The organism is Pseudomonas sp. S10E 269 (assembly GCF_002798465.1).
Classification (GTDB): domain Bacteria; phylum Pseudomonadota; class Gammaproteobacteria; order Pseudomonadales; family Pseudomonadaceae; genus Aquipseudomonas; species Aquipseudomonas pergaminensis.
In genome coordinates this window covers 2,098,512-2,107,251 of record NZ_PHIJ01000001.1, presented here as the reverse complement: position 1 = coordinate 2,107,251, position 8,740 = coordinate 2,098,512, and the positions used below count along the sequence as shown (strand labels likewise).

The window sequence follows — 8,740 nt, the reverse complement described above, 5'->3', positions numbered from 1 at the left end:
AAGCCTATGGCGGTATAGGACGGCCCGAATTGTTTGAGTCAATAAAGCACCTGATTAAATAGGTATGCAAGCATGACTGATAAACAGATATATGAACTAGCTATTGATGATCTTGCTTGTTGTGGTGTTTGGTACTTTCCTATGGATGAGTCTGCGGAAGATGAGTTAACAGTTCGCCCTCTCATTGATAAGGAAACTTGTACTGACGCTCAAATAATCGTTCGCGCTAGTTTTGTTGGGGGAGATGGTTCTAGTTACTTGGGCTATCTGTACTGGGATGGCGGTGGGGAAGTTGAGTACTTAAAGCCTGTCATTCTTCTTGAAGATGGCTCGTTTGTTACATTATGGAATGGGATGGTTGAACCTTCTTGGGCAGACTACTCTGCAAGAGCTCAAGAGCTAAGGAACGGACTTCCTTTCTCATATATTTCAGATTCCCTTCTCGAGCTGCCTGAAATTTCAGGAAGGCTTGAGGGACTATATTACTTAGATGGAAATCACATTTCCTGGGTAAGTTGATGGTTCAAAAGGACCTGCGAGCGGCTCGCCGTCTGGTGAAACAAAGTTAGTCGGTAACGGTAAACCAGCGGCTAATGATGCGAATTTTACAGCAACATCCACATCAGTATGGACGAGCATCTCGAGTGGGTGATCGGGGCCAGACACCCTTTTTGTTTGAGTTTCGAGAAAAGGGGACAGATTTATTTAGTACCGACCAGCGCCAAACCTAAATAAATCCGTCCCCGTTTTTCTACGTCCCCGTTTTTAAAAAAGTTTGGGATAGATTGATAGAGCAGAGTTCTTCAAAAGCTAGAGTGATAACGAGCAAGGAGTTTTTTGATGAATTTGGAAAATGACTTAAATGATGTACTTCATGATATTTTTGAAGGGCGAAAAGATGTGGCCATGTTTGTTGTAAGTGGCAAATATTATTATGTTGTTGATGATAAAGAAAACTATTGCATCGATGTTGGGGTGGAGTACAAAGCCTATATAGATGCTGGTGAAATGGACGCGGATCTTTATGATGATGTAGTAGCTAATTTTAGAGGTGGCATCCCTGTGCTGGATGTCAATACCTTTTCTCGGTATCTAGAAGCTGCAAGTTTGATTGAGTTTTCTGTTGAGGAAATGCGGGACTTTTTCTGTTTTGGATATTCTCCGGAACATCTCTTTGAGATTTATCGACATATCGAAGCTATTTTGTCCAATGACGCGGAGGGGCGGTCGGATGAACTTGATAATTTGAGAATGAGGCTTCCGAAATTCTTTATTGATCTTGATAATAAGGTGCTGCGACACACTGATTGGGATAGAGCTCATGAGGATTACGCTCCTTTGAGATGGGATGCGAAGGCATCCAGTGATTTTGATAAATTAATTTCAACTGAAAATAAATACTGGGTGATCCATGATATGGATTTCTGGATTCTTCACTCATAAAGTTTCATGAAGTAAGGGGTAATCGGGGTCAGGCCACATTTTTATAAAGCCCCCAAATAAGCGGGGCGAATTTCTCTTGGTTGCGTGGCGCACGTAATGGTTTCCGAAAATAGGGGTCAGACCACGGTTACATTAATGGTGGTCTGACCCCTATTTCCCTGACCCCTATTTCCCTACCGGCAACAAGCTCGGTCTGGATGACATGACCGGCAACCAGAAGCTGTACATCAACAGCTCGAAGCACAACGGCACGGCCAATGAAATGACCTTGACCGGCAGCACGATTGGTTCCAGTGCGGGCAATGTGTCGTTGAGGGCGGGGCGTGAGTTGAAGGTGGTGGCCAGTGATCTGGTGAGCACCAAGAACATGGAGTTGAGTGGGGCGAATGTCACCGTCACCTCGGGGATGGAGACGGCCAGTCAGACCAGTAAGGACAGTTCCAAGAGCTTGGCCGTTGGGCGGGTGATCGCGGGCTCGGTGGTGGACACCGCCACCAGCATGCGCGACGCGGTCAAAGCGGCCCGTAGTGCTGATGACCCACGACTCAAGGCAGTCAAAATCGCCCAGGCAGCCCTCGCCGCCTACAACCTGAATGGCCAGGCTTCGGACGCCAATGCGCAAAGCTCCGGCTTCAAAAACAAAACCGGCGGCACGCCCGGCAACGGTTCGTTGATTAAGATCGGCACCGAACTGGCCAATAACCGCAGCAAGAACAGCAGCGAATTCAACAGTGTCACCGCCAAGCAGAGCACGCTCAACGCAGGGAAAGACTTGTCGATCGTTGCCACGGGCGCTGCGGCGGGTACTCAGGGTGATATCCAGATCACCGGCAGCAGCTTGAAAGCCGCCAACACCTTGTTGTTAGCCAAAAACGATGTGCTGATGCAAAGCGCACAAAACACCACCGACCGCAAAAACGAAGGGTCGAAAAATAAAACCGCTATTGGCGCCAGCTTCAATATTGGCGAGCAAAACGGCTTCACCCTCGACCTCGGAGAATAGTGGTCTGACCCCTATTTCCACTCCTTGTTGATGGTGATCAATGGCAATTTCTCAGGCATGGTGCAGGTATCCGTTTTGAAAGAGTGTCGCGTAAACCCCATTGGGTCGTGGATGTTCATAAACGCTTTGATGAGCCGAAAATAATCGATAATTGGCGAGTACTTCATTTTCTTGAATCGTGCGGGGTAAGCATGGATGAAGGCCAAGTGTCATCGTTATTAAATGAATTATTTTTAAAAGGTCATGTGCTTGGCCAAGGTAATGGGCAGTTTCTATTTGTCGACTGATTACGAGCAAGGAGTGCTTGATGAGTTTGAAAAACGACTTGAATGATGTGCTTCATGATATTTTTGAAGGGCAAAAAGGAGAAAAGGGGACAGATTTATTTAAGAAAATAGGGGTCAGACCACGATTAGTGCACCAATGTATATTGGTGGTCTGACCCCTATTTTTCCTATTTTTATCTATTTTTATACTGTCTGGTGAAACAAAGGTAGTAGGTGGCGGTACAGCAGCGGCTAACGATGCGAGTGTTACAGGTACAAAAGACACTGCATCTGGCTTGGTTTCTGGAGAAACAGGTGTTGTAGGTAACGGAAAAGCTTCAGCCAACGACGCGAGCTTCGATGGTGCAAAAGGGCCGAGGCAGATTATCCCTGATGCAATCAACCCACCCAAGGTCAGCCCGGTTGAAGACCTGTTTGGGCAGACGTTTGAAAGTATCCCGTTGTCACACCTTCCCAATTGGAAGACCGGTTCGCTTGTAAATGATGGGGTGTTGGGCGAGCAACTGGCCCTGCAAACCCTTAACGAGAAAACCGGCCTCAATTTCAAACCATTGCAGAACGGTAGTGACCACGGCTGCGATGGCTGCGCGGTTGCGATCAATGACGATACGATCACAGTGATGGTGATGGATGCGAAGTCTTCGGTGAATGGCGTGAATAAGGCCGGTACGCCGCACGGAGATCCGGCGACGAGGTTGAGAGGGTGGTTGGGTAATCGCTCAATTGCCGATTCGGACCCAGCGTTACGTGATGCTTTGCGAGCAGCGCTGCTTTCTGAAAACGTCAAAGTCCAAGGCGTGACTGTCAAAGTCGGTGTTCCTGCACCCGGTAAAACAGGTGTAGCAGAATTTAAGGTGGAACCATGGTCCAAGAAATAATTCAGTGCGAGCGCTCGGGCGTAAACCCAAAATGGCCTTCTTACAAAAGTGTGCTGGGGCGCATAGCCAAGGGGCCACATGTCTCGGATGAATATGAGATAGCCGGTATTCGCGAGTACGTTACTCGCGAGGATGCTTCGCCGAAGCGTTCAATGATGGTTCCAAACAGAAACAATGCAACAGATGCTCGTGCAGAATGGATGTCGGTGACAAGGGCTCACAAAGTACTTGCCACTGCAACGGGAAACCCGCGATGGCTTTCCGAATTGGCACACTGGATGCGTTACTACCAAGTAGGCATTTGGCAGTTGTTTTTTTGGGCGGGGCAGTTTGACGTTTTGGCTAAAGCCGTAGGTAATGACAGACGCCAACAAAACTACAGCATCCAAACCGCTGCCAACATGATGGCCGCCATGGCGATTCTGGGCTGGAAGGAAGCTGTCATCCACCAAGGCTATTTGACCCATGCGGCGCTCAACCGTGGTCATCAACTGGTCATCGAGTATGAAGAGGAGCACCGCCGCGCCCAAGCCTTTATGCTGCGTGTGTTTGCCGATTGGGTGGGCGATGTCTCGCATCAATGGCCTGCTTATGCTTACGACGAACCCATCTACGAAGCCTTGTTGGCCAAGTGGCGCACTCCCAGCCCCGACGACCTGATGCCCTGCCTGTTGGCCGCGTGTGACCGCCACACTTGGCAAACCGGCAAAGAGAGCCAGAAGAATTCCTACGACTTCAATCAGGATTGGCACTTGGAGCGCGTGCCCGTGGAAATTCTCTATATCCTGCGCCTGCGCCAGTGGGAAGGTTTAGCCAATCCGCAGAAGATTGATCATCCGCTGCTGGCCGCGCCCTTTGACCAATTGCCGCCCGAGCAACCAGTGCCTGAGTTGGATGAGTTGATGCAAGGTGTGCTCAAGCGCGCAAGGGAAGATTGGCCACAGTACGATGAAGTGCTGTCTTTGCCAGCATTGAAGGGTTGACTAGATGCAAAAGACACTGCATCTGGCTTGGTTTCTGGAGAAACAGGTGTTGTAGGTAACGGAAAAGCTGCCGCCAACGACGCGAGCTTCGATGGGGCAAAAGGGCCTCACGGGACTATGGTTGCTGAGGAAGTGTCTGGTATCAGGAGGTTAGGCGATCCTGATGCAGGGAAAAATAGGGGTCAGACCACGGTTTTGCGCTTTTTAGAGTTCAGCAGAATTGCTCTTTTAAAATATGATTCATTTTTTGTAATTATTCGATTGTGTTGGCCTGGTGATGGGCGGCTAAGCTGTAAGCTCTTATTTATTTGGGGGTTTATATGGCTCGCCGTCCTAGAGTTATACTGCCGGATATCCCGTTGCACATTATTCAGCGGGGAAACAACCGGTCTGCGTGTTTTTATTCAGACGAAGACTATATTTTTTACGTTGATAAATTAGACCAGCTTGCTGAATTGTATGGCTGTAAAATTCACGCAATATGCTTGATGACAAATCACGTTCACTTGTTGTTGACTCCCACCTGCTTCGCAGGGGCTGGTCTACTTATGAAAGGGCTGGGGCAGCGCTACGTTCAATACATCAATCGAACCTATCAACGAACGGGCACGTTGTGAGAAGGACGTTTCCGCTCCTGTCTGGTTCAAAAAGACAACTATGTTTTAGCTTGCTATCGATATATCGAAATGAATCCGGTTAGAGCGGGCATGGTTGCTCATCCGGGCGACTATCGCTGGACCAGCTACAGGGCAAATGCACAGGGCGAGCCATCAAGCTTTTTAAGCCCACATGCGGTCTATAGAGAGTTAGGTAGCAGTACCGTGCAACGAGCCGAATCCTATTCACCATTGGAACTTCGGCAAGACAGATTTCCCAACGCAGATCGTTGACCCTCGCCATCTTGTGCCCGTACCTTCGCGCGAGGCTCATCAACTGATACACCAACAAACGAGCGCGACCTCTAACATCTGGGTGGGGCCTATTTCTCCGTTGCACCGAATAGAGATCCCCGAATGGTCGACGCCCCTGGCGCCAAAACGGTGAAGGCATGAACGTTAAAACAGCATTGGAAGCGCTGGGGTTACCCCACGCGTTGGTGGCCTGCGCCGATGGAAGCATCGACCCGCCCATTTGCACGCTGCAGGCCCCTGCCGAGTGGTATGGGTTTCCACCTGCGCTGATCCCGATATGGAGTGACGGATCTCGGCCTACCTATATTGGGTACTGGAAGCACTGGTTTGTTGATCGTGAACCCACCTTCGTAAAAATGTACGTTGGCAGCGACCGAATGACCGTCGAGATCGCCCGCACGCCTGAGCAACTGATGGCCGTGCTCGCCATGATGTCCATGAGTCTTGAGGAGGGTGTCACGCCCGAACTTGAGCAGTTCGCCAAGGCGGTGGGGCTTGATTGCCTGGGCGCATTGGATGCGCAATCGTTGAAAAGTGGCGACGACCCCAAAGGCTTCGCCAACGTCGAACCGTTCAAGACGTTGACGCCACTGGCCAGTGTTGCTGACGGCGTAACGCGTTACACCGGAAACTTCCCGAACCCGTCCGCCCCAGCCCCTGATTGGTGGGAAAGCAGCTGCTATTTTGACGTTGTCGACGAGCACATGCCGGTGCCCAAAGGCGTGGAATTGCCCGCGTGGTTTGATCCTGAACGCGAGAAAAAGCCGTTGTTCGAGGCTTATATGCAAGCGGGGCGCCTTGACTGCGCATGGCTGACCTTGAACTCCACTGGCTGGTCCATCGCCGATGCACGCCAGGCACTGGTGGAATTGCAGGCTCGGGCCGGTGATGAACGCTTTGATAACGTTGTCGACTATTGGTTGTCCATTGCGGATCTGGATGCCGGAGGCTATTGAACTTGGCTGATTCGTAGTGGTTAAAGGTTACGTGCAATGGGGAGCCGCGCAGTAACATGCGCGCCCGATGGCCTAATCAAGGATGATCAATGAAACCTGTAAAACTCTCCCTCCAAGCCTTCCTCATGTCCTGCCTGGTAGCTGGCTGGGGCCTGGTGTACGTCGATCGCATCAAGTGGGGCATCCGCGTCGCGGCACTCTTGTATGCCGGTATCATCCTGATGGGCCTCTGCGGGGTGATCGCAACACCGGTCGGGTTGTATGTGCTGTTGGGCTTCATCATTGCGGTGAAGCTGGCGTCGGCGGTGGCGTCCGCCGTTTTGGCACGCCGCTACACAGGCCCGCTGGATGTACCGCGTAAACGGTTCCACGCGCTCTACGTTGGCGTGCTGATCGTGATCACCTTGATTCTGCTGACCGTGCTTCGGGCGCCGTTGCTGGGCTTCAATACGTACTTCGTGCCGACAGGCTCGATGGCTCCCACAGTGTCGATTGGCGACTACATCGTGTCCGACCTCAAGGCCGGTGCGCCCAAGGTCGGCGACATCGTGGTGTACCGCTGGAATGGCACCGAAGCGATCAAGCGCGTGGCGGGCATCGGCGGCGATACCTTGGCCATCGTGAACGGCGAGTTGATCCGCAACGGCGAAAACCTCGGCTTCTTCCACGCACCGGCAGACCGGGTCAAAGGCGCTGAGTCATTGACGCTGGCGCCGGTAAAGGTCGAACCGGGTCACGTCTACCTGCTGGGTGACAATCGCTACAACAGCAACGACAGCCGCTTCATGGGCCAAGTCCCGGTTGCAGAGGTGGTGGGCAAGGTCACCGGGATCTGGTTCTCGAATGATCGCGCACGTATCGGCACGTCATTCCCGTGAGCCTTCAGACGTTCAGTCAAGTACACGGGCACGATTGAGAAAGAGTGTGAGCCCATCTGCGCCCGCTCAAGACAGACACAAACACCTTGAACCTGGAACGACACCGCATGGACGTCAATAACACCGCTAAACGCCCGACGATTCTGGCCAGCATCGGCCGACGCCGGGCCGCGCTCATCCTCCTTTGCCTGGCAACACTCGCAGGTTGCCAGGGTGTCCCCTACCGAGGCGCCGAAGATCAGGCGCGGATCAACGCCGACTTGAAACTGGGGGCGACACCTTCCCAGTTCATCCCCTTGCGTTGGGCTTACTCGGACTATGGCATTCAATCCGGTACCCAGACAAAGGATGCGGTTGCCGTGGTGCAACCGGGCCTGGTCACGCTGGTGGGGTATGAGGGCGGGCACTATGTGAGCCAGGCCAGCTTCCCGGTGGCATCGGTGGACTGTGCCTACATCTTCGAAAGCGAGGGCAGTGACAGGCCGGTATGGCTGCTGCAAAAAGAGCGCTTCGTGTTCCTTTCGCCGAGCGACCATCGTGGCAATGGCGACATGGCCAGGCGCGTGCAACTGGTCAAGGAACTGGGCAATAGCGGTTTCAAGTTGCAGCGCGATGCCCAGGGCCCAGCCTACCGCCCGACCGGGAAGTCGGAGCGCCAGTTGGTGCTCAATACCGTCGTTGGTCATCACATGGAAGAGGTCGCCGAGAACCAGGCTTACAACGTGTGCCGGCCTCAGTGACCCTTTGAATAGCCTGTGTGGCAAGCCCGCTTGCCACACAGAACGGCGTGCGCCCGTGCCGGTTTACAGCAACTTGCGTTGTACTGCTTCGTCCAGTGTGCTGCGCGTCAACGTCTCGACCACTTCCCGCGTATCAGTCTGGAACGGCAGGCCCACGATCAGCACCAGATGCACCCAGGTGCGCACCGACTCACTCTTTTTGACCCGGCCCAGCTCCTTGCCATCCTTGTCCTTGAACACGGTTTCAAGGGTAAAAATGTTTTTCGCGGTAGTGGGGATCACGAAGAATGTGAAGCCAGTAATGAACGCCGAAACCGGGCTGTATTCTTCATTGTTGTGCAGTGTGGCGTCCACATAGAGGTCCGAGTCGGCCTTGTCGGTGCTGACCCGCGAAAAGCGGTTGGACTGTTGGAAGGTGTCGGCCACAGCCTTTTCCCACAGCACTACCGGGGCGCCGACTGCCGCATTGCCCGGGCCGCCGTTGACATGGTTTTGCGCCGTGGTGCGCACGTACGCGGTAGGTTTTTGCGCCGGGGCGTGAGCGGTCGGTGGCCAGGTCTGTACCACTGGCAGTTCGTGTTGCGAGTAGGACACGCAGCCGGTCAGCAGGACCGCCGCGAGTACCAGGCTGTGCTTGATCAATCCTTTCATGTGTTGCTCC

The 8,740-nt window shown here is 52.7% G+C and carries 11 protein-coding genes and 1 pseudogene; 11 read left to right on the top strand and 1 reads right to left on the bottom strand.

Annotated elements, in window-relative coordinates; all coding sequences use genetic code 11:
* The first annotated feature begins 72 nt into the window (after positions 1–72).
* The 11 genes and pseudogenes from CWC48_RS09755 (at position 73) to CWC48_RS09710 (ending at position 8,079) form a co-directional block, all read left to right on the top strand.
* A complete protein-coding gene (locus CWC48_RS09755) occupies positions 73–519 on the top strand; it encodes a hypothetical protein (protein ID WP_078046308.1) in 447 nt (148 codons plus the stop codon).
* A gap of 321 nt (positions 520–840) precedes the next feature.
* Positions 841–1,443 carry a hypothetical protein gene (locus CWC48_RS09750; RefSeq protein WP_078046309.1) on the top strand — a complete coding sequence of 201 codons (603 nt, stop codon included), beginning with the start codon at positions 841–843 and terminating at the stop codon, positions 1,441–1,443.
* A gap of 202 nt (positions 1,444–1,645) precedes the next feature.
* Entirely contained in the window at positions 1,646–2,446 is an 801-nt protein-coding gene (locus CWC48_RS09745; RefSeq protein ID WP_256581634.1) for a hemagglutinin repeat-containing protein, read from the top strand.
* A gap of 47 nt (positions 2,447–2,493) precedes the next feature.
* Positions 2,494–2,733, top strand: a pseudogene (locus tag CWC48_RS30840) (hypothetical protein); the annotation flags it as partial.
* A gap of 20 nt (positions 2,734–2,753) precedes the next feature.
* Positions 2,754–2,888 carry a hypothetical protein gene (locus CWC48_RS30525; protein ID WP_256581633.1) on the top strand — a complete coding sequence of 45 codons (135 nt, stop codon included), beginning with the start codon at positions 2,754–2,756 and terminating at the stop codon, positions 2,886–2,888.
* Between the two features lie 120 nt (positions 2,889–3,008).
* Complete coding sequence (locus CWC48_RS30520) at positions 3,009–3,611, top strand: hypothetical protein (protein WP_256581632.1); 603 nt, start codon at positions 3,009–3,011, stop codon at positions 3,609–3,611.
* A 308-nt stretch (positions 3,612–3,919) separates the two neighbouring features.
* Positions 3,920–4,594 carry a hypothetical protein gene (locus CWC48_RS09730; RefSeq protein WP_100492509.1) on the top strand — a complete coding sequence of 225 codons (675 nt, stop codon included), beginning with the start codon at positions 3,920–3,922 and terminating at the stop codon, positions 4,592–4,594.
* Positions 4,595–4,914: 320 nt separating this feature from the next.
* Complete coding sequence (locus tag CWC48_RS30515) at positions 4,915–5,211, top strand: transposase (RefSeq protein WP_256581630.1); 297 nt, start codon at positions 4,915–4,917, stop codon at positions 5,209–5,211.
* A 431-nt stretch (positions 5,212–5,642) separates the two neighbouring features.
* The gene (locus CWC48_RS09720; RefSeq protein WP_157806810.1) at positions 5,643–6,461 is read left to right on the top strand and encodes a hypothetical protein; all 819 of its coding nucleotides are present in this window, start codon (positions 5,643–5,645) and stop codon (positions 6,459–6,461) included.
* An 89-nt stretch (positions 6,462–6,550) separates the two neighbouring features.
* On the top strand, positions 6,551–7,339 hold the full coding sequence (gene lepB, locus CWC48_RS09715; RefSeq protein ID WP_100491777.1) for a signal peptidase I: 789 nt from the start codon (positions 6,551–6,553) through the stop codon (positions 7,337–7,339).
* Between the two features lie 107 nt (positions 7,340–7,446).
* On the top strand, positions 7,447–8,079 hold the full coding sequence (locus CWC48_RS09710; protein ID WP_100491776.1) for a hypothetical protein: 633 nt from the start codon (positions 7,447–7,449) through the stop codon (positions 8,077–8,079).
* Between the two features lie 63 nt (positions 8,080–8,142).
* Here the strand turns inward: CWC48_RS09710 and CWC48_RS09705 are convergent, their stop codons facing one another.
* The gene (locus CWC48_RS09705) at positions 8,143–8,730 is read right to left on the bottom strand and encodes a hypothetical protein (protein WP_078046321.1); all 588 of its coding nucleotides are present in this window, start codon (positions 8,728–8,730) and stop codon (positions 8,143–8,145) included.
* Positions 8,731–8,740 lie beyond the last annotated feature (10 nt).